The organism is Microbacterium aurantiacum (genome assembly GCF_031625015.1).
In the GTDB taxonomy this organism is placed as follows: domain Bacteria; phylum Actinomycetota; class Actinomycetes; order Actinomycetales; family Microbacteriaceae; genus Microbacterium; species Microbacterium aurantiacum.
On the sequence record NZ_JAHWXH010000001.1, the window covers coordinates 864,434 to 888,563 of the forward strand.

At 67.7% G+C, this 24,130-nt stretch carries 23 protein-coding genes, 2 tRNA genes and 2 pseudogenes; 11 read left to right on the forward strand and 16 right to left on the reverse strand.

The genetic code is table 11. The features are described from left to right. Positions 1–10: 10 nt before the first annotated feature. The 5 genes from KZC50_RS04080 (at position 11) to pknB (ending at position 7,651) form a co-directional block, all read left to right on the forward strand. Entirely contained in the window at positions 11–1,249 is a 1,239-nt protein-coding gene (locus tag KZC50_RS04080; RefSeq protein ID WP_301134312.1) for a PP2C family protein-serine/threonine phosphatase, read from the forward strand. Then, the gene (locus KZC50_RS04085; protein WP_301134310.1) at positions 1,246–2,652 is read left to right on the forward strand and encodes an FtsW/RodA/SpoVE family cell cycle protein; all 1,407 of its coding nucleotides are present in this window, start codon (positions 1,246–1,248) and stop codon (positions 2,650–2,652) included. The genes KZC50_RS04080 and KZC50_RS04085 overlap by 4 nt, the downstream gene beginning before the upstream one ends. 1 nt (position 2,653) lies before the next feature. Then, complete coding sequence (locus KZC50_RS04090; RefSeq protein ID WP_053546696.1) at positions 2,654–4,111, forward strand: peptidoglycan D,D-transpeptidase FtsI family protein; 1,458 nt, start codon at positions 2,654–2,656, stop codon at positions 4,109–4,111. Continuing rightward, on the forward strand, positions 4,108–5,862 hold the full coding sequence (locus KZC50_RS04095; RefSeq protein ID WP_310890706.1) for a serine/threonine-protein kinase: 1,755 nt from the start codon (positions 4,108–4,110) through the stop codon (positions 5,860–5,862). Before KZC50_RS04090 ends, KZC50_RS04095 begins: the two co-directional genes overlap by 4 nt. 97 nt (positions 5,863–5,959) lie before the next feature. Further along, entirely contained in the window at positions 5,960–7,651 is a 1,692-nt protein-coding gene (gene pknB / locus KZC50_RS04100) for a Stk1 family PASTA domain-containing Ser/Thr kinase (RefSeq protein ID WP_301134305.1), read from the forward strand. Here the strand turns inward: pknB and KZC50_RS04105 are convergent. From KZC50_RS04105 to KZC50_RS04115, 3 genes are read right to left on the reverse strand one after another with little or no spacing between them, the layout of a single operon-like run. Continuing rightward, positions 7,633–8,268, reverse strand: coding sequence for an anthranilate synthase component II (locus KZC50_RS04105; RefSeq protein WP_053546698.1), 636 nt, complete (start codon positions 8,266–8,268; stop codon positions 7,633–7,635). The two genes, pknB and KZC50_RS04105, sit on opposite strands and share 19 nt — an antisense overlap. A 10-nt stretch (positions 8,269–8,278) precedes the next feature. Continuing rightward, on the reverse strand, positions 8,279–8,434 hold the full coding sequence (locus KZC50_RS04110; RefSeq protein WP_197272928.1) for a hypothetical protein: 156 nt from the start codon (positions 8,432–8,434) through the stop codon (positions 8,279–8,281). Further along, complete coding sequence (locus KZC50_RS04115) at positions 8,434–9,210, reverse strand: class E sortase (protein WP_053546699.1); 777 nt, start codon at positions 9,208–9,210, stop codon at positions 8,434–8,436. The genes KZC50_RS04110 and KZC50_RS04115 overlap by 1 nt, the downstream gene beginning before the upstream one ends. Before the next feature lie 54 nt (positions 9,211–9,264). On the opposite strand from KZC50_RS04115, the gene KZC50_RS04120 reads away from it, so the two are divergent. Continuing rightward, the gene (locus tag KZC50_RS04120; protein WP_053546700.1) at positions 9,265–9,504 is read left to right on the forward strand and encodes a cell division protein CrgA; all 240 of its coding nucleotides are present in this window, start codon (positions 9,265–9,267) and stop codon (positions 9,502–9,504) included. Between the two features lie 92 nt (positions 9,505–9,596). Here KZC50_RS04120 and KZC50_RS04125 read toward each other — a convergent pair whose 3' ends face one another. Then, positions 9,597–10,469 carry a rhomboid family intramembrane serine protease gene (locus KZC50_RS04125; protein WP_310890707.1) on the reverse strand — a complete coding sequence of 291 codons (873 nt, stop codon included), beginning with the start codon at positions 10,467–10,469 and terminating at the stop codon, positions 9,597–9,599. A gap of 10 nt (positions 10,470–10,479) precedes the next feature. After that, on the reverse strand, positions 10,480–11,052 hold the full coding sequence (locus KZC50_RS04130; RefSeq protein ID WP_301134298.1) for a peptidylprolyl isomerase: 573 nt from the start codon (positions 11,050–11,052) through the stop codon (positions 10,480–10,482). A gap of 96 nt (positions 11,053–11,148) precedes the next feature. On the opposite strand from KZC50_RS04130, the gene KZC50_RS04135 reads away from it, so the two are divergent. Both KZC50_RS04135 and KZC50_RS04140 read left to right on the forward strand, forming a co-directional pair. After that, positions 11,149–11,733 (forward strand): DNA helicase, encoded by a 585-nt coding sequence (locus tag KZC50_RS04135; protein ID WP_310890708.1) that lies wholly within the window; start codon positions 11,149–11,151, stop codon positions 11,731–11,733. Next, on the forward strand, positions 11,726–12,199 hold the full coding sequence (locus KZC50_RS04140) for an aminoacyl-tRNA deacylase (RefSeq protein ID WP_053546703.1): 474 nt from the start codon (positions 11,726–11,728) through the stop codon (positions 12,197–12,199). Before KZC50_RS04135 ends, KZC50_RS04140 begins: the two co-directional genes overlap by 8 nt. 28 nt (positions 12,200–12,227) lie before the next feature. Here the strand turns inward: KZC50_RS04140 and KZC50_RS04145 are convergent, their stop codons facing one another. From KZC50_RS04145 to KZC50_RS15665, 11 genes and pseudogenes are all read right to left on the reverse strand, one after another. After that, positions 12,228–12,653 carry an NUDIX hydrolase gene (locus tag KZC50_RS04145; RefSeq protein ID WP_053546704.1) on the reverse strand — a complete coding sequence of 142 codons (426 nt, stop codon included), beginning with the start codon at positions 12,651–12,653 and terminating at the stop codon, positions 12,228–12,230. Between the two features lie 74 nt (positions 12,654–12,727). Then, a tRNA-Ala gene (locus KZC50_RS04150) sits at positions 12,728–12,800 on the reverse strand. 11 nt (positions 12,801–12,811) lie between these two features. Continuing rightward, positions 12,812–12,888, reverse strand: a tRNA-Ile gene (locus KZC50_RS04155). Between the two features lie 88 nt (positions 12,889–12,976). Continuing rightward, positions 12,977–13,381, reverse strand: coding sequence for a DUF3566 domain-containing protein (locus KZC50_RS04160; RefSeq protein ID WP_053546705.1), 405 nt, complete (start codon positions 13,379–13,381; stop codon positions 12,977–12,979). Positions 13,382–13,418: 37 nt separating this feature from the next. Next, entirely contained in the window at positions 13,419–15,977 is a 2,559-nt protein-coding gene (gene gyrA, locus KZC50_RS04165) for a DNA gyrase subunit A (protein WP_310890709.1), read from the reverse strand. A gap of 50 nt (positions 15,978–16,027) precedes the next feature. Beyond that, the gene (gyrB, locus tag KZC50_RS04170; protein WP_310890710.1) at positions 16,028–18,070 is read right to left on the reverse strand and encodes a DNA topoisomerase (ATP-hydrolyzing) subunit B; all 2,043 of its coding nucleotides are present in this window, start codon (positions 18,068–18,070) and stop codon (positions 16,028–16,030) included. A gap of 121 nt (positions 18,071–18,191) precedes the next feature. After that, on the reverse strand, positions 18,192–18,701 hold the full coding sequence (locus KZC50_RS04175) for a DciA family protein (protein ID WP_301134279.1): 510 nt from the start codon (positions 18,699–18,701) through the stop codon (positions 18,192–18,194). Then, positions 18,688–19,881 carry a DNA replication/repair protein RecF gene (gene recF / locus KZC50_RS04180; RefSeq protein WP_301134278.1) on the reverse strand — a complete coding sequence of 398 codons (1,194 nt, stop codon included), beginning with the start codon at positions 19,879–19,881 and terminating at the stop codon, positions 18,688–18,690. The genes KZC50_RS04175 and recF overlap by 14 nt, the downstream gene beginning before the upstream one ends. A gap of 49 nt (positions 19,882–19,930) precedes the next feature. Beyond that, positions 19,931–21,082, reverse strand: coding sequence for a DNA polymerase III subunit beta (dnaN, locus tag KZC50_RS04185; protein WP_053546710.1), 1,152 nt, complete (start codon positions 21,080–21,082; stop codon positions 19,931–19,933). A 456-nt stretch (positions 21,083–21,538) separates the two neighbouring features. Then, a pseudogene (dnaA, locus tag KZC50_RS04190) lies at positions 21,539–22,834 on the reverse strand (chromosomal replication initiator protein DnaA); the annotation flags it as partial. Continuing rightward, positions 22,807–22,975 (reverse strand): annotated as a pseudogene (locus tag KZC50_RS15665) (chromosomal replication initiator protein DnaA); the annotation flags it as partial. The pseudogenes KZC50_RS15665 and dnaA, both read right to left, overlap by 28 nt. Before the next feature lie 309 nt (positions 22,976–23,284). Between KZC50_RS15665 and rpmH the strand changes: the two are divergent. The 3 genes from rpmH to yidD are packed head-to-tail and all read left to right on the forward strand — an operon-like array spanning position 23,285 to position 24,126. Then, the gene (gene rpmH / locus KZC50_RS04195) at positions 23,285–23,422 is read left to right on the forward strand and encodes a 50S ribosomal protein L34 (RefSeq protein ID WP_053546712.1); all 138 of its coding nucleotides are present in this window, start codon (positions 23,285–23,287) and stop codon (positions 23,420–23,422) included. Positions 23,423–23,431: 9 nt separating this feature from the next. After that, complete coding sequence (gene rnpA, locus KZC50_RS04200; protein ID WP_310890711.1) at positions 23,432–23,773, forward strand: ribonuclease P protein component; 342 nt, start codon at positions 23,432–23,434, stop codon at positions 23,771–23,773. Next, positions 23,770–24,126, forward strand: a complete 357-nt coding sequence (gene yidD / locus KZC50_RS04205) for a membrane protein insertion efficiency factor YidD (RefSeq protein ID WP_301134269.1) — start codon at positions 23,770–23,772, stop codon at positions 24,124–24,126. The genes rnpA and yidD overlap by 4 nt, the downstream gene beginning before the upstream one ends. Positions 24,127–24,130: the final 4 nt, after the last annotated feature.

Sequence of the window (24,130 nt, forward strand, 5' to 3'; positions counted from 1 at the left end):
AACCCTCCACATGGTCTTCCAGGGCTCGAGCGCCGCGATCTCGCACACCGGCAAGGTGCGCTCCAACAACCAGGACTCCGGCTATGCCGGATCGAACCTGTTCCTCGTCGCCGACGGCATGGGCGGTCACGCCGGCGGCGACGTCGCCTCGAGCATCGCCGTCACCCGGCTCGAACGTCTCGACCACCCCTACGCGTCGCCGTCGGATGCTGAACGGGCCCTGCGGGACGGCGTCTCGGAGACCGCCCGCGCGCTGATCGACACCGTGGACGTCCGCCCCGAACTCGCCGGGATGGGCACGACCGTCAGCGCCATGGTGATGGTCAACGACTACGCCGTCATCGCGCACATCGGCGACTCGCGGATCTACCTGTACCGCGACGACGAGCTCACCCAGATCACCACCGACCACACGTTCGTCCAGCGCCTCGTCGACTCGGGCCGCATCACGCCCGAAGAGGCGCGCTACCACCCGCGCCGGTCCGTCCTCATGCGGGTGCTCGGCGACATGGATCCGAACCCCGAGCTCGACACGTTCATCATGCCGACGCAGCCGGGCGACCGGTGGCTGCTCTGCTCGGACGGCCTCTCCGGCGTCGTCGACGACGCCCACACCGCGAAGGCGCTCAGCCAGGGACTCACCCCGGGCCGCACCGCCGACATCCTGCTCAAGCAAGCCCTCGACGGCGGCGCTCCCGACAACGTCACGATCGTCATCGCCGACGTCGGCGGCGCGCATCCGGTGTTCTCCGGGACCCCCACGATCGTCGGCTCCGCGTCGAACCCGCAGGGCATCGAGGTGCCCGCAGCCCGCCCCGGACGCACCAGCTGGCTGCATCCCAACCGGCAGGCGGCGAACGAACCGACCCACTTCGAGCCCGCCGCGGAGTTCCTCGAGGAGCTCATCGAGGAAGACCGTCGACGCGGCCGCCGCCGCCGGTTCGGCTGGATCATCGGCGTGGTGCTCGTCCTCGGCATCCTCGCGGTGGGCCTGTGGGGCGGCTACCAGTGGACCCAGACGCGTTACTACGTCGGCGCCGACGAGGACACCGTCGTGATCTTCCGCGGCGTCCAGCAGGACATCGGCCCGATCTCGCTGTCCACGCCGTACGAAGACACCGGCATCCCGCTCGATTCGCTTCCGGAATTCGCGCAGGCGACGATCGAGCAGACCATCTCGGCGAGCTCCCTCCCAGACGCACGTCGTATCGTCGCCACGATCAGTGAGACGGCAGGAGGAGGCGGATGAGCGCGGCACCGGCACGCCCCGACGCACCCGACACGGTCTCGAGTGACACCGCCGTCATCCGGGCCCTGCGGCGCCTCCGCGTCCCGCAGACCCAGCGCAACCGCGAGCTCGCCCTGCTGATCTTCGCGCTCGCGCTGACCTGGTCGGCCGTCGCGCTGGTCCAGCTCGGCGCGCTCGGAGAGATCAACTGGCGCTTCCTCATCTACTGCGGCGGCCTCACGGCGCTCGTCGTGGCCCTCCACATCGTGCTGCGCCTCGTGGCACGGGATGCCGACCCCTTCGTCGTGCCGATCGCCACCCTCCTCACCGGGCTCGGCATCGCGATGATCTACCGGCTCGACATCGCCGCGATCCGGTTCGGCTGGGGTGCCTTCTCCACGCGCCAATTGGCCTGGGCGGGGATCGCGGTGGTGCTCGCTATCGCCGTGGTCGTGCTGTTGAAGAACTACCGGGTGCTCTTCCGCTATACCTACATCTTCGGTTTCGTCGGCATCCTGCTGCTCGTCCTCCCCGTCATTCCGGGGCTGAGCGCCGGCGGAAACGCCGACGTCTGGGTCGACGTGGGCTTCTTCACGTTCCAGCCGGGCGAGCTGGCGAAGCTGTGCCTGGCGATCTTCTTCGCCGGCTACCTCGTGCGCACGCGAGAGAGCCTGACCACCACCGGCACCAAGATCCTCGGAATCACCTGGCCGCGCGCCCGCGAGCTCGGTCCGGTCCTGGTCTTCTGGCTCGTCTCGCTCGGCATCATCGTGCTCCAGCGCGACCTCGGCACGGGCCTGCTCATCTTCGGCATGTTCGTGGCGATGCTCTACGTCGCCACGGGGAAGACGAGCTGGGTCTTCATCGGCCTCGTCCTCGTCGCGGTCGGCGCGTTCGCGGCATCCCGCGTCCTGCCCTACGTCCAGGGACGCTTCACGAACTGGCTCGACGCCTTCAACCCCGCGGTGATCGACGCCCCCGGCGGCAGCTACCAGCTGGTGCAGGGCATCTTCGGTCTGGCCCAGGGCGGTCTCGTCGGCACGGGCCTCGGCCAGGGCCGTCCGTACCTGACCCCCGTCGCCGAGAGCGACTACATCCTCCCGAGCCTCGGTGAGGAGATCGGGCTCATCGGCGTCTTCGCGATCCTCTGCCTGTACATGGTGTTCACGAGCCGCGGCATCCGCATCGGCCTTGCCGGACAGGACGACTTCGGCAAGCTCCTCGCGACGGGGCTGTCGTTCACGATCGCACTGCAGGTCTTCATCATGGTCGGCGGTGTGACGCGGGTGATCCCGCTCACCGGCCTCACGACCCCGTTCCTCGCCGCCGGCGGATCCTCCCTGGTGGCCAACTGGATCATCGTGGCCCTCCTGCTGCGGATCTCGGATGCCGTCCGCAGTCGTCCCCGGGTGGTGATCGGCTGACATGACCAAAGAACTCCGACGTCTCAGCATCGTGATGCTCGCGATGTTCCTCGCCCTCTTCGGATCGGTCAGCTGGATCCAGGTGGTGCAGGCGGATGCCCTGCAGCAGAACTCGCAGAACACCCGGGCGCTCTACGACTCCTACGAGGTCCAGCGCGGCTCAATCATCGCCAGCGGCGCCGCGATCGCCTCCTCGGTCCCGTCCGACGACGTATACAGCTGGCAGCGTCAGTACGTCGACCCCGACATGTGGGCTCCCGTCACCGGCTACATCAACCCCGCGCTGGGCGCGGCGACCGGTCTCGAGCTGGCGATGAACCAGCCGCTGAGCGGCACCTCCGGGTCGCAGTTCTTCTCGCGCCTCGACCGCATCATCACCGGTCAGCCGCCGCGCGGGTCGAACGTCGCCCTGACGCTGGATGCCGAGGTCCAGCGGGCCGCGTACGACGCACTCGGCGACCTCGAGGGCGCCGTCGTGGCGATGGACCCGTCCACGGGCCGCATCCTCGCCCTCGTGTCCAGCCCGAGCTTCGACACCAACCTGCTCGCCTCTCATCGCACGGCCGAGGTCAACGAGGCGTACGACGCACTCGTCGCCGACCCGGGCAAGCCCCTGTCGAACCGCGCGATCGCGGGCGACCTGAACCCGCCCGGATCCGTGTTCAAGCTCGTGGTCGCCTCCGCCGCCCTTGCTTCCGGCGAGTACACGCCCGAATCCACCTTCCCCAACCCGGCCTCCTACCGTCTGCCCCAGTCCTCCAGCGTTCTGCGCAACGCCAGCGGCGGCACGTGCGGAGAGGGCGAGGAGGTGACGCTGGAGACGGCGATGCGGCTGAGCTGCAACATCCCCTTCGCCGAGCTCGCCGTGGAGCTGGGCGATGACGCGATCCGCGAGGAAGCGGAGAAGTTCGGGTTCAACTCCAGCTTCGAGATCCCACTGACCTCGACACCGTCGAGCTACCCCCGCGGACTCGACGACGCGCAGACCGCGCTGACCGGGTTCGGCCAAGGCCAGGTCACCGCGACACCGCTGCAGATCGCCATGGTCTCCGCCGGCATCGCCAACGAGGGACTCGTGATGAACCCCCAGATGATCCGCCGCGTGATCGGCCCGGATCTGTCGGTCCAGCAAACCTTCGACCCGACCGAGTACGGCCGCGCGATGGAGCCGGATGTCGCCGCGGACCTGCTCGAGATGATGGTCGCCAATGTCTCAGACGGCGTGGCGTCGGGTGCAAGAATAGACGGGGTCGACGTGGCCGGTAAGACCGGTACCGCGGAGAACGGCGCGGGTGCGCCGTACACACTGTGGTTCACCGGATTCGCTCCGGCGGACGACCCCCAGGTCGCCGTGGCCGTCGTGGTCGAGGACGGCGGCGGTCAGGGACAATCGGGCAGCGGCAACACCATCGCCGCGCCTATCGCGAAACAGGTCATGGAGGCGGTGTTGGGCAGATGAGACCGACGCAAGGAGTGACCTTCGGCGGCCGCTACGAGCTGGATTCGCGGATCGCGATCGGCGGCATGGGTGAAGTGTGGGAAGCCACCGACCATGTCATCGGGCGGACCGTCGCGATCAAGATCCTCAAAGACGAGTACATGGGGGATCCCGGCTTCCTCGAGCGCTTCCGCGCCGAGGCCCGGCACGCCGCCCTCGTCAACCACGAGGGAATCGCCAGCGTCTTCGACTACGGCGAGGAGGCGGGCTCGGCGTTCCTCGTCATGGAGCTCGTCCCCGGCGAAGCCCTGTCGACGATCCTCGAGCGCGACGGGTCGCTCTCCAGCGACAAGACGCTCGACATCGTCGCGCAGACGTCCTCCGCGCTGCAGGCCGCGCACGCCGCGGGACTCGTGCACCGCGACATCAAGCCCGGCAACCTCCTGATCACTCCCGACGGGCGGGTGAAGATCACCGACTTCGGCATCGCACGCATCGCCGACCAGGTTCCGCTCACCGCGACCGGCCAGGTCATGGGGACGGTCCAGTACCTGTCACCCGAGCAGGCGTCCGGCCACCCGGCCTCCCCCGCGACGGACGTGTACTCCCTGGGCATCGTCGCCTACGAGTGCCTGGCTGGTCGTCGACCGTTCACCGGCGAATCGCAGGTCGCGATCGCGATGGCGCAGATCAACGAGCAGCCTCCGCCGCTGCCGGCGACCGTCGCCGTCCCGGTGCAGAATCTCGTCATGGCGATGATCGCCAAGAAGCCCGAGGAGCGCCCCGCCACCGCGGCGGCCGTCGCCCGCGCGGCGACCGCGCTCCGCCACGGCGATATGGCCGCGGCCGTCGCCGCGGTCCCCGCGATCGCCGGCGCCGGCAGCGTCGACGACGTGACGCAGCTCCTCACCCCGGGCAGCGACACCCAGGCCGCCACGCGGCTCCTGCCCGCCACGGCCGCCGTCCCGCTCGACGCGGATGCCGATCCCGACGCTGAAGCGACGACCGAGAAGAAGAAGCGGAGCCCCTGGACGTGGCCGCTGATCGCGCTCATCGTCCTCCTCCTCCTGGTCCTCGGCGGAACGCTCTGGGCGGTGCTCGCGAACCAGGGCGAGCCGGAGCCCGATCCCACGTCGCCCTCGCCCACGCAGACGACGTCGTCGCCCTCACCGACGCCCACGCCCACCGAGGAGCGGATCGACGTCAACTCCCTCGGTCTCATCGGCCTGTCGTGCGATGACGCCCGCGGCGTCCTCGAGAGCAACGACCTGGTCGCGAGCTGCACGACCGGCAACGCCGCCCCCACCGAGGGCGAGGTCGGACTGGTCTACACCGTCGACCCGACCGGACGCGTCCCCGCCGGGACGACGATCAACCTCACCGCGTACGGCGAGCAGACGGCCCTCGAGACCCCGGGAGCCCCGGCGCTGAACTCGGCGACGGTCGCCCCCGGCGGCACGATCGATGTCAGCTGGCCCGGGTACACCTGTCCGTCGGGCGAGGGGTCTCCGAGCGCGTACAACCTCACCGCCTCCAACGGCACGTTCGCCAACGGGCAGTCGTCCTCGTCCTTCGGCGCGAACGACCGGAACGCGCAGATCACGATCCCGAACAACGGCAGCGGCACGCTCATCGTGACCTACGCGGTCACCTGCTCGGGCGGACCGTCGGGTGAGCGCACCTCGCCGACCTCCCCGGAGGCCACCGCGACGATCGAGCAGCCCCCGGCCCCCGGCCCGACGCCCGACCCGAACCCGACCACGGACGAGTAAGGCGCACGCATCCGACATCGCCCGGGCGGCGGCCTGTTCCCAGGTCGCCGCCCGGGCGCTCGGCTAGTGTGGCTGATGTTCCAGACAGGGGGAGACAGTGACCGCTGATCCGCGCGTGCTTTCCGGCCGCTACCGTATCGACGAGCCCATCGGGCGCGGCGGTATGGCCAGCGTCTACCGCGGATACGACCTCACCCTCGGGCGCGAGGTGGCCATCAAGATCCTCGATCGCGACCTCGCCGGCGACAACGCGTTCCGTACGCGTTTCCGCCTCGAGGCGCAGGCGGCGTCCCGCATGGCCCACCCCACCATCGTCCGCGTCTTCGATGCCGGCGAGGATTCCGAGACCGGCAAGGACGGCGTCGTCCGCCCCGTGCCGTTCATCGTGATGGAGCTCGTCAAGGGCGCACTGCTCAAGGACATCATCGCCGAGGGCCCCGTTCCCGTCGACGAGGCGATCCGATACGTCGACGGCATCCTCGAGGCCCTCGAGTACTCGCACCGCGCCGGTGTCGTCCACCGCGACATCAAGCCCGGCAACGTCATGGTGACGGATGCCGGACAGGTGAAGGTCATGGACTTCGGCATCGCGCGCGCGGTGTCGGACAGCTCGTCGACCGTCGCCGAGACGACGGCCATCATCGGAACCGCGTCGTACTTCTCGCCCGAGCAGGCCAAGGGCGAACCCGTCGACGCGCGCGCCGATCTGTACTCCACCGGCGTCGTGCTCTACGAGCTGCTGGCCGGACGCCCGCCGTTCCGCGGCGAGTCGCCGGTCGCCGTCGCCTATCAGCACGTCAGCGAAGCCCCCGTCGCGCCGTCCGAGATCCGCGACACCGTCCCGCGATCGCTCGATGCCGTCGCGCTGCGATCGCTGGCGAAGGACCCCTTCCAGCGGTATCAGGATGCCGCGAGCTTCCGCGAGGCACTCGACGCGACCATCGACGGGCGTGCGCCGTCGAAGCGCGCACTCGGTGCGCTCACGAGCGAGCTGTACGGTCCCAACCCCCGTCAGGCGGCCGAGACGGCGCGCTCGCTCCGCCAGCTGAGCACCGACACGACGATGAAGCGCACGCAGGCCGGGCCCCCGGTCGCGTGGATCTGGTCGGGGGTGGCGGTCCTCGCCGTGCTCCTCATCTCCGTCGTCATCTGGGTGCTCTCCCTGCAGCCCACCGACGTCCCCACCAACGCCGCCGTCGTCCCGGACGTCTCGGGCATGACGTACGACCGGGCGAACGCGGAGCTCGCCGATGCCGACCTCCTCGCCATCCGCGTGGAGGAGGACTCCATCGACGTCGCCGTCGGCAACGTCATCCGCACCGAACCCGCCCCCGGCACCTCGATGTCGCCCGGGCAGGAGGTGCGGGTGTTCGTCTCGCGCGGTCAGGAGCTGGCCACCGTCCCCGAGCTCGCGGGACTCACCCGCGACGAAGCCACCGCGGCGCTCGAGCAGGCAGGTCTCACCCTCGGGACCGTGAGCTCGCGGAACGACCCGGCGCTTGCCGAGAACATCGTGATCTCCGCCGACCAGACGGCGGAATCCTCCATCGCGGTGGGCACCGCGGTGAACCTGGTCGTCGCCTCCGGTCGCGTGACGATCAACGACGTCACCGGGTACACGCTGGAAGCCGCGACGCGTGAGCTGGAGGCGCTCGAACTCACCGTGATCCCGCAGGAGGACGGCGGCTGCACGGCGACGCCCCAGCCGACGGTCACGGCGCAGTCCCTCGCCCCCGGCGACGTGCCCTACCGCTCCGAGATCACGCTCACCTACTGCACCGGCGCCTGACGCGGAGTGAGTCGCGCGCCCCGCTCCGCGGCGCCGGTGAACCCCGCCTCAGCGAGCCAATTGCCGAGGAGCCGATGCCCACCCTCGGTGAGGACGCTCTCGGGATGGAACTGCACGCCCACGACGGGTGCGCTGCGGTGGCGGATCCCCATGACGACGCCGCTGTCGGTCCGCGCCGTGACGACGATCTCCGCGGGGAGGGTCTCCTCGATCACGGCGAGGGAGTGGTAGCGCGTGGCGGTGAAGGGATCGGCGAGCCCCGCGAAGAGGGGATCGCCTCCGTGATGCACGGGAGAGGTGATCCCGTGCATGAGCTCCGGCGCGTGGTCGACGCGCGCCCCGTACGCTTCCGCGATCGCCTGATGCCCGAGGCAAACGCCGAGGAGCGGGATGCCGGCATCGACGGCCGCGCGGACGGCGTCGATCGATGCGCCGGCATCCGCGGGACGGCCCGGACCGGGGGAGACCAGCACTCCGGAGTACCCGCGGACGGCGGCGGCGGCATCCGTGATGTCGTCCGCTTCCCGAAGATCGGTGGTGGCTCCGAGCTGGTGCAGGTAGTCGACGAGGGTGTGGACGAAGCTGTCATGGTTGTCCACGACGAGCACGGCGTTCACGCGCGTGCGCTCACTCGACCGTGACCTCCTGCGGGTTGACGAACTCGCTCACCCACGGGAAGACGTAGAACGCCAAGGCGTAGAGCACCGCGGCCAGGAGGATCAGGACGATGAGGAGCCGGACCCACCACGGGCCGGGGAGGATCCGCCACAGCGCGCCGTACATCAGGCCAGTCCTTCGCTGAGGGCCGCGGGCGGGCCGTCCGCGTACGGCGTGAACGATTCGAACACGCCGTAGCCGACGATCCGCTCAGCCAGGGAGAACATCGGTGAGCAGCTGGTCAAGGTGATGTACTTTCCGTTGGCGGGGACATCCGGCTGCTGCGGCACGGGGCGGAGCACGTCGGTCTCGCTCGGGGTGACGTATTCCAGCGTCCGGAAGCGGTAGGTGTACCACCCGGCGGGGGTCTCCACCACGATCGCGTCGCCCACCTTCAGCTCGGCGATGCGGTTGAAGGGGGCGCCGTAGGTGGTGCGGTGGGCGGCGAGGGCGAAGTTGCCTTCCTCGCCCGGCATCGCCGTCCCCGGGTAGTGGCCGATGCCGATGGAGTCCAGGGTGCCGGCGCGGGTCACACCACCCGCCATCTGCACGGCGTAATCGTCGCCGAAACGCGGCACGCGCATGATCCCGAACACTTCGGTGTCGGCGGGTTCGGGCAGGATCACAGGTTCGACGGATGCCGGCTCCTCGGTGGGGAGCACCTCGCCGTCGGGCTCGGGTGGCGTGTACTGCTCGGCCCATGTCTGGGACAGCTCCTCCGCGGCGGCGTTGTTCTGGGCGCCGTAGATGAGGTCGCCGACCCAGAGCTGCCACACGACGTAGAGCATGACCAGCACACCGGCGGTGATGAGCAGTTCGCCGAAGACGCCGATGACCGAGACGCGCCGCCGAGGGCGCGGGCGCGCGGTCGCCTGACGCCTGCTCGCTCGGGTCTGCTCCACCCGGCGATTCTCGCATAGGGCGGTGGGAGGTTCCTCCCGGCTAGAATCGAGCGCATGGCACGACGCGGCAACGACGAAGACTCGCTGATCGAGCGCGCAGAAGGTGAGGCCGCGCCCAACCCGGTGTGGTTCAAGCCCATCATGATCGGCCTCATGCTGGTCGGGCTGGTGTGGATCCTCGTGTTCTACCTGAGCGGCATGCAGTTCCCGATCCCCGGCATCGCCGGGTGGAACCTGGTCGTGGGCTTCGGTATCGCCTTCATCGGCTTCCTGATGACCACGCGCTGGCGCTGAGAACCCGTCGGATTTCAGGAATTACACCCGTGTGATTCATCCCCAACTGGGGATAGACCTGTGGATAACTTCCCACTCCGTCGCGACGGGTTTCAGATGAGCACCGGCACGAACAGCAGCGCCACCAGCACCGCGGCGACCGCCGCGAGCAGGAGGATCTGCACCGTCCGCTGACTCTTCTTCTTCGTCCGCGTGAAGAGGAACCCGATCGCAAGTCCCGTCAGCAGGCCGCCGATGTGCGCCTGCCACGACACGTTGAAGCCCGGGATGAAGCCGATCACCAGGTTGATCCCCAGGATGATCGCGATGCCCGTGATGTTCGCGCCGATGTGGCGGCCGATGATCAGCAGAGCGCCGAAGAGACCGAAGATCGCACCGGATGCCCCGACGACGGGCGTGAGCGGTGACAGCAGCGCGACCGCGACGGACCCGCCGACCGCGCTCAGCACGTAGAGCGTGAGGAATCGCCACCGTCCGAGGAGCGGCTCGAGACTCCGCCCGATCAGCCACAGGGCGAGCATGTTCAGGCCGACGTGCCAGAACCCCGAGTGCACCAGCGCCACCGTGACCAGTCGCCACGGCTGGAACGCGCCCTGCGAATAGAGGTAGGGAGCCCAGAACAGCAGGGCGTTCTCGACCTGCGGGCCGAGCACGGGGATCAGCTGGAGCAGGAAGACGAACGCCGTCAGCGCGATGATCGCGTACGTCACGATCGGGCGCCCGCCCGAGGCCGCCAAGGCCATCGGACGCGCGCGCGACCAGCGACGTTCCGCCTTCTTCTGCGCAGGGGACTGCGCCTTCTGCTGCTCCTTCATGCACTCCGGGCACACGACGCCGACGGCGGCGGGCGTCTGGCATTCCGGGCAGATGGTGCGCAGGCACCGCTGACACAGCACGAAGCTCTGCCGGTCCGGATGCCGGTAGCAGTAGTTCTCGCTGTTCCGGCGGAACTGATCGCTGGTCACGAAGGGCGGATCAGACCGAGACGATGTCGATCGACTGGATCACCACGGGCTCGACCGGACGGTCACCGGCCGCGGTGGGAACGCCGCTGATCGTGTCGACCACGGCCTTGGAGGCGTCATCGGCGACCTCACCGAAGATGGTGTGCTTGCCCTGCAGCCACTCGGGGCCACGACCACCCTGACCGGGGACGGTGATGAAGAACTGCGAACCGTTGGTGCCCTGCACCTCGCCGGTGATCGCGTTGCGACGCGAGCCCGCGTTGGCCATGGCCAGCTTGTAGGGCTCCGTGAAGGTCAGCTCCGGGCTGATCTCGTCGTTGAAGGTGTAGCCGGGACCGCCGGTGCCCACGCCGAGCGGGTCGCCGCCCTGGATCATGAAGCCCGAGATGATGCGGTGGAAGATGACGTCCTTGTACAGAGGGCCTTCGCCGGCGGCGCCGGTGGACGGGTGCGTCCAGGACGCGGAGCCGTCGGAGAGGCCGATGAAGTTCTGAACCGTGCGGGGGGCGTGGTCGCCGAAGAGGTTGACGACGATGTCGCCGTGGTTGGTGTGCAGGGTGGCGACAGCGGTGTGGATGGGCATGGATAACATTCTTCCAGAGTTCTGTCCAACCCCTGCCGTCGAGAAGGCGGTCTGGCAGGATGGGACCACATCAGTCCGGGCCGAATGGAGGGCACTGTGAGCCTCAGCCGTAAGCGCAAGAAGGAACTCCGCAAGCTCCAGAAGCAGGCGAACAGCCTGTGGGAGTCGCAGCAGGTTCTCGTGAACGAAGCCGCGGGCATCGCACGGGAGGCGGGGCACCAGCTCGGCAACTTCCGGCGCGAGCAGATCACGCCGCAGGTGAAGCAGGGGTACGAGAAGTACGCAGCCCCCTATGTGGACAAGAGCGTGACCGCGTCGCGGCGCGTGCTCAACGACGCGGTCGTTCCGGCCGCGGGTGCCGTCGTAGGCTCCGCACTGTCGGTGTGGGATGCCGCCAACGACACGCGTGCCCGTTTCGCCGCCGGCAAGGGCCTGTCCCTCCCCGACGCGAAGAAGTACGCCAAGAAGGCCGACAAGTACGGTGCAAAGGCGACGAAGAAGATCTCGTCGCAGCTCTCGGGCCTGCAGCCGAAGAAGCAGGGGATGGGCGCCGGCGGCGTCATCGCCATCATCCTCGGCGCCGCTGCCGCTCTGGGCGTCATCTACGCCGCGTGGCAGACGCTCCGTGCCGACGACGAGCTGTGGGTGGCGGACGACCCGCTGCGCGCACCGGATGAGTGATCCTCTCGCGCGGGTCCGCGATGCCGCCACGGCACGCGGCCTGACCGTCGAGTTCCGGGAACGCCCGGCCGCACACTCCCTCGAGGAGGCGGCCGGGCTTCTCGGTGTGTCGCCGTCGACGATCGTGAAGACCCTCGTGGTCAAGCGCAGCGACGACACGTACCTGTTCGCGCTGGTCCCCGGCGACCGGGGCATCTCCTGGCCGAAGCTCCGCACGGTCGTGGGCGTGAACAAGCTGCAACTCCCCGATCCCGATCGGGCACTGGCCGCCACAGGCTATGAGCGCGGGACCATCGTCCCCATCGGCAGCACGACCGAGTGGCCCGTCTACGCCGATGAGCGCATCGCCGGACAGCGCATCGCCATGGGCGCCGGCGCCCACGGCTTCAGTCTCTTCGTCGATGCGGACGACCTGATCTCCGCCTACGGTGCGATCGTGGCCGACATCTCCCAGCCGCTCGGCTGACGGCATCGGTCCGCGCGGGTTCGAGGACTCACGCGTCGTCGTACATGCGCAGAGCGATGTCGACGAGCTTCACCCGCTGCAGGCGCCGCACTCCCGCACGGGGGAACCACTCCGCGCGATCCGTGGACCCGTCGACCTCGTTGCGCAGCTTCCCTCCGACGACCTCGGCGCGGTAGACGATACGCAGGGTGTGCAGAGGCACCGTCGCGTCGTCGACCAGCCGCCGTGTCGGGGGGATCACCCGCGAGTGGATGCCGAGAAGGCCCTTCAGCTCCACCCGGTAGCCGGTCTCCTCCCGCACCTCGCGGCGAGCCGCGCGCTCGGGATCCTCGCCTGCCTCCAGTCCGCCGCCGGGAAGCGTCCACGCGGCGCGGCGCCCCTCATTCCAGTGCGCCAGGAGAAGTCGATCATCCGGGTCGACGATGACAGCATACGCCGCGACCCGCAAATCCATGCTTCACCCTACGACGGATGGGGATCACGGTGGAAACGACGAAAGCCGGCCCGAAGGCCGGCTTTCCTGTCCTGTGGAGCCTGGGAGAATCGAACTCCCGACATCCTGCTTGCAAAGCAGGCGCTCTACCAACTGAGCTAAGGCCCCGAAATGTGCGGTGGTGGGGCTACCAGGACTTGAACCTGGGACCTCTTCATTATCAGTGAAGCGCTCTAACCGCCTGAGCTATAGCCCCGCTTGCGACCGGCGTTCGCACGTCGGTCAACCTCGAAGACTTTACCCGAATCGCGCGGTTTTCACGAATCGGGGCGACGTCCGGAGGGTCAGTTCGAGGTGAAGCCGACCAGCAGGCCGCCGGTCACCTTCACGGCGAGGTTGTAGATGCCCGCGGTGACCGCGCCGAGCACCGTCACCACGACCAGGTTCAGGATCGCCACGACGGCGGCGAACGCCAGCACCTGCGGAAGGCTGATGAACTGCGACAGCAGGAAGTTGCCGTCCGAGAAGCTGCCGAAGAACTCGTCAGCCCGGTCGATCAGACCCGTCGTCTGCACGACGAGGTAGATCAGGACGAAGGACACCACCGTCACGATCGCGAGGGCGATCGCCGCGAGGAAGGACAGCTTGACTGCCGACCAGAAATCGACGTACACCAGGCGCAGGCGGACCTGCTTCGCACTGGTCTTGCTACTGGACTTGCGGGCGAGCTTGTCGGCTACCGTGCTCATGCGTCAATACTCTCTCGGACGGCGCCCTTCGGCGGGATCAAGGGGCTTCGGATTCGGTGCCCGATGCGGGCTCGGCTGCCTCGTCGCTCTCGACGGGCGCCTCCTCGGCCAGGCCTCGCTCACCGTTCCGAGCGATCGCGAGGATGCGATCTTCGTCATCGGGGCGGGCGAACACGACACCCATCGTGTCGCGACCCTTGGCGGGGACCTCGGCCACGGCAGAGCGTACCACCTTGCCGCTGGCAAGAACCACCAAGACCTCGTCCACCTCCGAGACGATCAGACCGCCCGCGAGATCACCGCGTTCCTCGTGCAACTTGGCCACCTTGATGCCGAGTCCACCGCGATTCTGCGTCCGATACTGGTCGACGGCGGTGCGCTTGGCGTAACCACCCTCGGTCACGACGAACACGAACGCATCATCTCGGGCGACGGATGCCGACAGCAGCGAATCGTCGCCGCGGAAGTCCATGCCCTTCACGCCCTCGGTGGAACGACCCATCGGTCGGAGCGAGGCATCCGTCGCCGTGAAGCGAAGCGACATGCCGTGCCGGCTGATGAGGAGGATGTCGTCGTCCTCGTCGACGAGGAGAGCGCTGACGAGTTCGTCGCCGTCCTCCTCGTCCTGACCGCGGAGGCGGATCGCGATGATGCCGCCCTGACGGTTGGTGTCGTACTCGGTGAGACGGGTCTTCTTCACCAGGCCGCTGCGGGTGGCCAGGACCAGGTAGGTCGCGGCGGTGTAGTCCCGGATGTCGAGGATCTGCGCGATCTCCTCACCCGGCTGCAGCGCGAGGAGGTTGGCGACGTGCTGACCCTTCGCGTCGCGACCGGCCTCGGGGACCTCGTAGCCCTTGGCGCGGTAGACGCGGCCCTTGTTCGTGAAGAACAGCAGCCAATGGTGGGTCGTGGTGACGAAGAAGTGCTCGACGACATCGTCGGCGCGCAGCTGTGCGCCCTTCACACCCTTGCCACCGCGGTGCTGCGAACGGTAGTTGTCGCTGCGCGTCCGCTTGATGTAGCCGTCGCGGGTGACGCTGACGACCATCTCCTCCTCGGGAATGAGGTCTTCGACCGACATGTCGCCGTCGAAGCCGGGGAGGATGTGGGTGCGCCGGTCGTCGCCGAATTTGTCGACGATCGCGGTGAGCTCCTCGTGGATGATCGAGCGCTGCCGGGCCGGGGTGGCGAGGATGTCCTTGAAGTCCTCGATCCGCGCCTCGAGCTCGGTGGCCTCGTCGATGATCTTCTGGCGTTCCAGCGCGGCAAGACGACGCAGCTGCATCGACAGGATCGCGTCGGCCTGGATGTCGTCGATGTCCAGCAGCAACTTCAGACCCCCGCGGGCTTCATCCACGGTCGGCGACCGGCGGATGAGCGCGATCACCTCGTCCAGCGCGTCGAGCGCCTTGAGGTACGCACGCAGGATGTGCATGCGCTTCTCGGCCTCGCGGAGGCGATACGTCGTCCGGCGGACGATGACCTCGATCTGGTGCGTGATCCAGTACGAGATGAACCCGTCGAGCGGCAGGGTGCGGGGAACACCGTCGACGATCGCGAGCATGTTCGCGCCGAAGTTCTCCTGCAGCTGCGTGTGCTTGTACAGGTTGTTCAGCACGACCTTCGCCACGGCATCGCGCTTGAGCACGATGACCAGGCGCTGACCGGTGCGGTCGGAGGTCTCGTCGCGGATGTCGGCGATGCCCGTGATCTTGCCCTCGCGCGCGAGATCGCTGATCTTCACCGCGACGTTGTCGGGGTTCACCTGGTAGGGCAGTTCGGTGATCACCAGGCACGTGCGGCCCTGGATCTCTTCGATGCTGACGACGGCGCGCATCGTGATGGAGCCGCGACCGGTGCGGTACGCCTCCTTGATGCCCTTCGTGCCGAGGATCTGCGCGGCGGTCGGGAAGTCCGGCCCCGGGATGCGCTCCATGAGCGCCTCGAGGAGCTCCTCGCGCGTGGCCTCGGGATTCTCCAGCGCCCAGATGGCCCCGGAGGAGACCTCGCGGAGGTTGTGCGGCGGGATGTTCGTCGCCATACCGACCGCGATGCCCACCGAACCGTTGACGAGGAGGTTCGGGAAGCGCGCGGGCAGGACCGTCGGCTCCTGCGTCTGACCGTCGTAGTTGTCCTGGAAGTCGACGGTCTCCTCTTCGATGTCGCGCACCATCTCGAGCGCGAGCGGAGCCATCTTCGTCTCCGTGTACCGCTGCGCGGCCGCGCCCTGGTTACCGGGAGAACCGAAGTTTCCCTGACCCAGGGCGAGCGGGTAGCGCATCGACCACGGCTGGACGAGACGCACGAGGGCGTCGTAGATCGCCGAGTCGCCGTGCGGGTGGTACTGACCCATCACCTCACCGACGACGCGGGCGCACTTCGAGAACGACTTGTCGGGACGGAAGCCACCGTCGTACATGCCGTAGAGCACGCGGCGGTGCACGGGCTTGAGTCCGTCGCGGACATCCGGCAGCGCACGACCGACGATGACGCTCATCGCGTAGTCGAGGTAGCTGCGCTGCATCTCGGCCTGCAGATCGACCTGGTCGATGTGGCCGTGGTTGTGTGCGGCGACGGGGCGCTCTTCGTCAGTCATGTGTTCTCAGTTCGGTTCCGGTGAATTCCGTGCGCGTGAGGCGGAGGAGATCAGATGTCGAGGAAGCGGACGTCCTTGGCGTTGCGCTGGATGAACCCGCGCCGCGACTCGACGTCCTCACCCATGAGCACGGTGAAGATCTCGTCGGCCGCTGCGGCATCGTCGATCGTCACCTGCTTGAGGGTGCGGGTCTCGGGATCCATCGTGGTCTCCCACAGTTCCTTGGCGTTCATCTCGCCCAGACCCTTGTACCGCTGCACCGCGTTGTCCTTCGGGATCCGCTTGCCGGAGGCGATGCCGTCGGCCAGCAGAGCGTCCCGCTCGCGGTCGCTGAAGACGTACTCGTGCGGAGAATTCGACCACTTCAGTCGGTACAGGGGTGGCTGCGCGAGGTAGACGAAGCCGGCCTCGATGAGACCGCGCATGTACCGGAAGAGCAGGGTGAGCATCAGCGTGGTGATGTGCTGACCGTCGACATCGGCATCCGCCATCAGCACGATCTTGTGGTACCGCGCCTTCTCGATGCTGAAGTCCTCGCCGATGCCCGTGCCGAAGGCCTGGATCATCGCCTGGACTTCCTTGTTCGACAGCGCCTTGTCCAGGCGGGCGCGCTCGACGTTCAGGATCTTTCCACGCAGGGCGAGGATCGCCTGCGTGTGCGGATCACGGCCCTGCACGGCCGAACCACCGGCGGAGTCACCCTCGACGAGGAAGATCTCGCTGATCGAGGGATCCTTGCTCGTGCAGTCCTTCAGCTTGTCGGGCATCGCCGCCGACTCGAACACGCTCTTGCGTCGCGCGGTCTCGCGGGCCTTGCGTGCCGCCATGCGAGCGGATGCCGCGTCGATGGCCTTCCGGATGACGTTCTTGGCCTGCACGGGATTGCGGTCGAACCAGTCGCCGAGCTTGTCGCCGACCACCTTCTGGACGAACGCCTTCGCCTCGGTGTTGCCGAGCTTGGTCTTGGTCTGCCCCTCGAACTGCGGCTCGGAGAGCTTCACGGAGATCACGGCGGTGAGCCCCTCGCGGATGTCCTCACCCGTGAGGTTGTCGTCCTTCTCCTTGAGGAGGTTCTGCGCGCGGGCGTACCGGTTCACCAGCGTGGTCAGCGCCGCCCGGAACCCCTCCTCGTGCGTGCCGCCCTCGTGCGTGTTGATGGTGTTGGCGAAGGTGAAGACGTTCTCGGTGTAGCTCGTCGTCCACTGCATCGCCAGCTCCAGCGCGATCTTGCGCTCGGTGTCCTCGGACTCGACCTCGACGATCTCGTCGTTGACGACCTCCGCGTGGCGGACGCGGTTGAGGTGCTCGACGTAGTCGACGAGGCCCCGCTCGTAGAGGAAGCTGTCGCTGCGCGGCTGGGGCGCGGCATCCGCATCGGCGAGACCGTCGATGTCGACCAGTCCCTCCGGGCGCTCATCGCGGAGGCTGATGCGCAGGCCCTTGTTGAGGAACGCCATCTGCTGGAAGCGGGTGCGGAGCGTGTCGTAGTCGAAGACGACCGTCTCGAAGATCGTGTCATCGGGCCAGAACGTGATCGTCGTCCCGGTCTCGGTGCTGTCCTCGCCCTTGGCGAGCGGCGCCTGGGGGACACCACCGGTCGCGTACGACTGACGCCACACCGAGCCCTGGCGCTTGACCTCCACCTCGAGGCGGGAGGAGAGGGCGTTCACGACCGACGAACCGACGCCGTGCAGACCACCGGAGACCGCGTATCCGCCGCCGCCGAACTTTCCACCCGCGTGCAGGACGGTCAGGACGACCTCGACCGTGGACTTGCCCTCGGTCTTGTGCATGTCGACGGGGATGCCGCGACCGTTATCGACCACGCGCACCGCGCCGTCGGCGAGGATCGTGACCTCGATCGCGTCGCAGTAGCCCGCGAGGGCCTCGTCGACGGAGTTGTCGACGATCTCGTAGACGAGGTGGTGCAGACCCCGCTCACCGGTGGAGCCGATGTACATTCCGGGGCGCTTGCGCACCGCCTCGAGTCCCTCGAGCACCTGGATGGCGTCGGCACCGTACTCGTTGGGCACCGCGGAGGACGGTCGCGATTCGGGTTCCTCGGGAACGCTTCCAGGGTTATCGGACGTCATAAGTGAGAGCGCTCCACATCGATGGGCAGGGGCCCGGTCAGTCTATCAACTTTGCCTCGCCGACAACGCCTCTACGCCCCTGTGGCGCGCGGAAATCGTTCCGGACGATATCGGACGTGGCTCAGCCGTAGGTATCGCGCGGGCCGCGCCCTGGAATCGTTCTGGGACCCCATTTCCACGAGGGGACGTCCGGTCCGACGAAACGGATGGTCTCGACCCCCGCCTCGGGGAACCGGCGCACGATCTCGGTGAGGATGTGCGCCCGCATGAGCTGCAGCTGCTTGGCCCAGGCTGTGGAATCGGCCTGGACGGTGAGGGCGCCCTCGGTGAACGCCACCGGTCGGGTGTGCTGCGCCGTCCCCTCACCCGCCACCTCCGCCCACGCACGCACGACATCCTCACGGGCGAGTTCGCGGTCCCACCCGGACTCCCGGGTCAGGTCGGCGAGGACATCGGCGACCCCCTTCGGATCGCGACCTGCGGTGAAGGGCTGATTCTCGTCGTCGTCCCGGCGTCGACGCTTCTTGCGCCGCCATGACGCGGACGACGGCTCGAGTCCGCGCAACCGCAGGTACGTCGCCACCGTCTCGGGGATCTCGGCGGCGGGCGCGCTGGTGTCAGTCTCCGGCATCCGCGTTCCCCACGATCGTGCCGGCCTCGACACGCACGACCCGTGCGGTCAGCGCCTCCGGGACATCCTCTTCGACCGCGGCGGTGACGATGACCTGTTCGTAGTCGGCTGCGAGGGAAGCCAATCGCGTCCGGCGTCCGGCATCCAGTTCGGCGAACACGTCATCGAGGATCAGGACCGGATCCCCGCGCAACGACTGTGCGCGCAGGAGCTCGGCCGAGGCGAGTCTCAATCCGAGTGCGACCGACCACGACTCCCCGTGCGACGCGTACCCCTTCACCGGCAGCCCGCGGACACGCAGGAGGAGATCGTCACGGTGGGGCCCGACGAGCGTGATCCCGCGCTCGAGTTCCGCGGAGCGCTTCGCCGCGAGAGCAGCCCGGAACCGCGCCGCGATCACATCTCCCTCCCCGGTGTCATCGGACGCGCCGGAAGCTGCCGGGTCGGCGGTGGGCGGTGCGTCCTCCGCATCGGGATCGAACCCCTCGATCGAACGCGACCACTCGATCTCGGGGCGATGGTCGGCACCCGCGATCGACGCGTACGCGGACGCGAGCGGACCGGCGAGTTCGTCGGCGAGCTGCCCGCGCATCCGGATGATCTCCGTGCCGAGGGCGACCAGTTTGTCGTCCCAGACATCGAGCGTCGACAGCGCTTCACCGCGGATGCCGCGCGCCCGCGCCGACTTCAGCAGGGCGTTGCGCTGCTTGAGCACGCGGTCGTAGTCCCCGAGGACCCCGGACATCCGCGGAGACACCTGCACCAGGAGCTGATCGGCGAAGCGGCGCCGCGCGGACGGATCGCCGCGCACGATCTGGAGGTCTTCCGGCGCGAACAGCACGATCTGGGCGTAGCGCGGGAGTTCGGCGGGCTTCGCCGGAGAGCCGTTGATGCGGGCCTTGTTCGTCCCCTGCCGATTGATCTGCACCTCGAGCAGCACCTGCCGGTCGGCGTGACGGAGGCGCGCCCGCACGATCGCGGCATCCACCCCGTCGCGGACCATCGGGGCATCGGTCGACACGCGGTGCGACCCCAGCGTCGCGAGGAAACCGATCGCTTCCGCGAGGTTCGTCTTGCCCTGACCGTTGCTGCCGACGAACACGTTGGGCCCGGCGACGAGCGCGACCTCCGCTTCCGCGTAATTGCGGAAGTCACGGAGGCTCAGGTGCTCGACGATCACCGGTCAAGCCTAATCAGCGGCGCCGACACGACGTCGGTGCCGGCATCCGTCACCGTAGGAGCAGGTTCGGCTGCAGCAGGTAGCGGAAGGACTCCTCGCCGGCGCGATCGACCGAGGTCTGCGGCGTGATGAGGACCGGGCTCAGCTTGTTCGCGTTGTCACTCGAGGTGAACGTGATCCGCGCGAACTCGCTCTTGACCGCGCCGAGCGCTTCGAGGAGGTACTGGGGGTTGAGACCCAGCGTGACATCTTCGCCGACGAGGTTCGCGTCGACCGACTCGGTCGCCCGCGCCTGCTCGGTTCCGGAGGCGTCCATCGACACGGCATCCGTGGTGAAGGTGAAACGCAGCGGAGCGGAGCGGTCGAGCACGAGCGCGACACGGCGAACGGCTTCGGCGAGCTCGGCGGTGTTCACGACGGCGTGGTGTTCGGTCTGCTCGGGGAACAGCCGGCGGACCGGCGGGAAGTTGCCCTTGATCAGCAGCGACGTGACCGTCTTGTTGCCGGCGGTGAAGGCGATGATCTCGCGGTCGCCCGATCCCGAGAAGGCGATCGAGATGTCCCCGGAGTGCGAGAACGTCTTGCCGACCTCGGTCAGGGTACGGGCGGGGACGAGCGCGGTCGTGGCCTCGTCCGAAGCCGATCCGCCGCCGTCCCACGGGATCTCGCGGAGGGCGACACGGTAGCGGTCGGTCGCGACGAGGCTGAGATGGGTGCCCGAGACCTCGAGCTGCACACCGGTGAGGACGGGGGTGACGTCGTCGCGGGAGGCTGCGAAGGCGACCTGCGCGATGGCGGTGGCGAAATCCTCACCCGGCACGAGCCCCGAGTCGCCCGTGACCTCGGGGATCGCGGGGTATTCCTGAACCGGCATCGACGAGAGCGTGAAGCGTGCGGAACCGCAGGAGAGCAGGATCCCGCCGTCATCATCGACCTCGATCTGGATCGGAGCGTTCGGGAGACGGCTGGCGATCTCGGACAGCAGACGCCCGTGCACGAGGATCGTGCCGGGGTCGTCGATCGTCGCCTCGATCGTGGTGCGCGCCGATGCTTCGTAGTCGAAGGCGGACAGCGACAGACCGTCTTCGCCGGCTTCGATCAGCACACCGGCCAGGATCGGCTGCGGATTCCGCTGCGGAAGAAGCTTGACGACGAACGACACGGCTTCGCTGAACACATCACGATTGACGTGGAACTTCACGAATGCTCCCTTGACAGCGGGCTGGGCCTCTCATGCTAGTCCCCGGTGAACCCTGCACCTGTGTCGGATGTGCGGGCGTCGCGGAGCGGCATCCGTTTCCCCGGTCGGTTCACGACAAGGTCATCGGCTCGACCCTTAATCCCTCTTTCTTTGTCATGGTGTTAACGCCTGTGGAAACTGTGGACAACTCGCTCGATCGCTTGCGGGACACCGGAATCACATTCGTGTGAGTTGTGGATCGGCTGCGGACGGAGTTGTGATCGGTTCGCGACCGCCGCGACGGTTATCCCCAGTTATCCACAGGCATCCCCGGATCCTGCACAGGGATTCCGGCGTCGCGAAGAGTTATCCACAGCTTTTCCACACTGTGCAGAACGCGGGCGAAACGCGGATTTTGCCGCCGCCGACGCGATGGTGTCAAGTGATTTCCGACCGTTTCGCGCGGCCGAGGAGAGGTCAGCGGCCGTTGCGGCCGAGCTGCGTGGTGATCTCGGTCACCTGGTTGTAGATGGAGCGGCGCTCCTTCATGAGATCGCTGATCTTCTTGTACGCGTACATCACGGTCGTGTGATCGCGGTTGCCGAAGAGCTGACCGATCTTCGGGAGGGAGAGGCTCGTCCGCTCCCGGCAGAGATACATGGCGATCTGTCGGGCGATCGCGACCGACTGCGAGCGGCTCGAGCCGTACAGGTCGTCGACGGTGAGCTTGAAGTACTGCGCCGTGGCCGTGATGATGTCCGTCGGCGAGACGACGTTCGCGTCATCCTGATCGATGATGTCGCGGAGCACCGTCTGCGCGAGAGACATGTCGAGGTTCGACCGGTTCAGGCTGGCGAACGCCGAGACGCGGATGAGAGCGCCTTCCAGTTCGCGGATGTTCGAGGACACCACCGTGGCGATGTACTCCATGACCTCGTCGGGGATGTGCAGCCGCTCGGACTGCGCCTTCTTCCGGAGGATCGCGATGCGCGTCTCGAGGTCGGGAGCCTGCACATCGGTGATGAGACCCCACTCGAACCGGCTCCGCATGCGGTCTTCGAAGCCGGTGAGGTGCTTGGGCGGCACGTCGCTCGTGATCACGACCTGTTTGTCGTGATCGTGGAGGGTGTTGAAGGTGTGGAAGAACGCCTCCTGCGTCTCGGCGCGACCCTGCAGGAACTGGATGTCGTCGATCAGGAGGATGTCGACATCCCGATACCGCGCCTGGAACGCCGAACCGCGGTTGTTCGCGATCGAGTTGATGAAGTCGTTCGTGAACTCCTCGCTCGAGACGTACCGGACGCGGATGCCGGAGTACAGGCTCATGGCGTAGTCGCCGATGGCGTGGAGGAGGTGGGTCTTGCCGAGACCCGAATCGCCGTAAACGAAGAGCGGGTTGTATGCCTTTGCCGGTGCCTCGGCGACGGCGACCGCAGCGGCGTGGGCGAAGCGGTTGGACTGACCGATGACGAAGTTGTCGAAGGTGTATTTCGGATTGAGTCGCGTGTCCGTACGGGAGGCCGCCGAAGAGACCTCCACCGGCTCCTCCAACGGTGAGCGCGGGAGGGTGAACGTCTGCGCCGCCGTCATCGTGGCGGGGATCGCCTCCGGCTCCGGCTCGGAGTCGGCGCTCTCGATCAGCTCGGGGTTGACCACGACACGGAAGGTCGAGGCCGGAGCCTCATCCTGAGGAACCTTCGCGAGAGCCTCCATGATCGGCATCCGCATGCGCTTGGTGAACTGCGCGGCGGTGAGGTCGTTCGGCACGTCGAGGTACAGCGTGCCGCCCATGACGCCCTGCGGCACCGCGAGATTCAGGAAGCCGTGCAGCTGAGGAGTGATGCGATCGTCGACGGCGAGTTCGCCCAGCACCGCGGACCAGACGGGGACATCCGGTACATCGTGCGGTGACATGGTCCCCCCGGGGGTGTTGATTGTTGTGCACACTCCCGCGGAAACATCACGCCGGACCTGTGGATAACTGACTCAGACACGCTAGTCAGCGGCGCCCCCGGTATCAAGCCCGCAGGGTTGAGGCCCGCGGTGTGTCGCATCTTCGCGAGGCTCGGACGCTCGTGCATACTGGCCCGTTCAGTTCCCGGTTTGAGTTCTGGCGCCTCTCGACGTAGCCTTAATCGGTTGACTTGTGCCTATCGGCCAGTCCCCATGTACGAGAGTCCCCGGTTTCGAGCGTCCCGGTGACCCTGACCCGGAAGATATCCCATGAGCAAGCGCACCTTCCAGCCCAACAACCGTCGTCGTGCCAAGAAGCACGGTTTCCGTGCCCGCATGCGCACGCGTGCCGGCCGTTCGATCCTCGCCGCGCGTCGGTCCAAGGGCCGCACCGAGCTCTCGGCCTGAGCCCGAGCGGTGCTCGCGAGGCCGAACCGACTCACCCGCGGCGCGGACTATAAAGCCGTCGTCCGTCGGGGGCGTCGGAGTGCGGGCGCGCACACGATCACCTACGTCAGGACGACGGGGGAATCGCATGCCGTCCGCTTCGGCTTCATCGTGAGCAAGCAGGTCGGCGGAGCCGTCGTGCGCAATACTGTGCGCCGACGGCTCAAAGCTGTATCCGCCGCGATACTGGCGGACTCGCAGGTCGATGCCGGGACGGACGTGGTGATCCGCGCGCTACCCAGCGCGGCAACTGCTCCGTATGTCGAGCTCCGCGACGACGTCACACGGTCCCTCTCCCGAGTCCGCGCATGAGCGTCCTGCCGTCGTACGCCGTCGGCGACGCGCATTTCGCGGCATCCGACTCCCTGCGCTCGGTTCCCCTCCTCCCGAGGAACGCGGTTCTCGCCTTTCTCCATGGATATCGTGCGACGGTGTCTCCTATGTACGGAGACGTCTGCAAGTACTACCCGTCGTGTTCCGCGTACGCGGTCGGCGCGGTCCAGCAGCACGGGGTCGTCAAAGGAACGGTCATGGCAGCGGCGCGACTCGCGCGATGCCATCCCTGGGCCCTCGGCGGCGAAGATGACGTCCCGCCCCACAGAGACTTCCCGCACGCGTTGACCTCCCGGGGTTTCGTCGTGCCGTCCCCCACCGGAAAGGACTGATCCT